Source organism: Vibrio sp. 2132-1 (assembly GCF_033344315.1).
In genome coordinates this window covers 1-568 of sequence record NZ_JAWPON010000659.1, presented here as the reverse complement: position 1 = coordinate 568, position 568 = coordinate 1, and the positions used below count along the sequence as shown (strand labels likewise).

The 568-nt window shown below is 48.6% G+C and carries 1 pseudogene; it reads right to left on the bottom strand.

The annotated features are described in order from the left end of the window. Positions 1–568, bottom strand: a pseudogene (locus R8N47_RS27235) (hypothetical protein); the annotation flags it as partial.

Genomic DNA, 568 nt, shown 5'->3' with positions numbered 1-568 from the left:
TCGTTTTGGAAGCTCACTAGCACGTCTTCAGGAAGAGGCTGGCCTGTCGCCATTGATGCTTTTTCTAACACTTCCAGAATACGCTCTGAGTCCATGCTAAAGCTCAACAAACCGTTTGGCTTCAACTCTTGAGCCATCACGTCCTTGCTTGCTTCTGCCGCGTACTCACCGCTGTATAGCGTTAGGTGGCTGCCATTTAAGCGTGCAAACACGTCCATCTTCATGCCCGTGTGCATCTCTAACAAGTCACTTACGTTCACAGGTTGGTTGTCTGGTTGCAGTTGAAGCTGCGCCAATTCAGGAACTAGCATTTGCGCAGTTTGAATCAACATGTTTGGATCTTTCGCAGACAGAGTAAACATGCCATCCATTTGGCTAAACACTTCGCCAAACTGTGCATCAGGATTGATGTTCAGATCGAACAGTTGCATGCTCAACCCTTTCAACCCATTCAGCATGCCAGAGCCCATGCTCACCGCTGCCGCCGGGTTTTGTCCGCCCATGTCTTTTTGCATTTGGCTCAGCAGCGCACATTGGTATTGTGGCTGAGTTATCTTTGTCCAAATTT